The sequence below is a fragment of the Bradyrhizobium sp. ORS 375 genome (assembly GCF_000239775.1).
GTDB lineage: Bacteria > Pseudomonadota > Alphaproteobacteria > Rhizobiales > Xanthobacteraceae > Bradyrhizobium.
Genome location: NZ_CAFI01000440.1, coordinates 1 through 671, shown reverse-complemented (window position 1 = coordinate 671; position 671 = coordinate 1). Strand labels below are relative to the sequence as shown.

General features: G+C 66.9%; 2 protein-coding genes. Both read right to left on the bottom strand.

Annotated features, from left to right (window positions below; translation table 11 throughout):
- A partial coding sequence (locus tag BRAO375_RS38760; protein ID WP_035642943.1) for a chemotaxis protein CheW occupies positions 1-162 on the bottom strand: 162 nt, incomplete at its 3' end.
- 25 nt (positions 163-187) lie between these two features.
- Positions 188-671, bottom strand: a 484-nt coding sequence (locus BRAO375_RS29270) for a response regulator (RefSeq protein ID WP_035642940.1), incomplete at its 5' end; no start/stop codon positions are given.

Here is a 671-nt window from a genome sequence, read left to right as displayed (position 1 = left end):
CACGCCGGCGATCTCTGCAGACGACAGCGGCACCCGCGTCACCCGCTCCGGCATGAACACGTCCTGCACCCGGGAGATCGGCAGGCCGAACAACTGGCCGCCGATCACGGCAGTCACGAATTCGGAGGCCGCGCCGTCGGTGGTTTCGATTTTGCTGCTCATCGCAGGCTACTCCTCGCCGCTCGTATTACGCCGCCCGCCGATTGGCCTCGGCACGCGCCCGTTCCTCGATCTGCTCTTTCATCGCGGCGATCAGACCCGGACGGTCGAACTTCGCGATGTAGTCGTAGAGGCCGGCCTGGCGGCCGCGCTCGATCGCCGCCGGCGACACCAGCGACGACACCGCGATGACCGGCAAATGATGCAGGTTCTGGTCGGCGCGGATGGTCTCGGCGAACTCGAAGCCGTTCATCTCCGGCATCTCGATGTCGGTGACGACGATGTCGAAGGTGTGCCCGGAGCGCAGCGTGGCGAGGCCCTCGAGCGCCGAGGCCGCCGTGCGCACCTTGTAGCCCGCCGACTTCAGCACCGGCGCCAGCATGTTGCGGAAGAACGGCGAGTCGTCGACCAGGAGCACCGACTGCGTCTGCGCCTCGGTCGCCATCTCCTTGCGGATGAACCAGTCGGCGAACGCCATCGGCAGGAAGTGGCCGACGTCGATGACTTCGGTC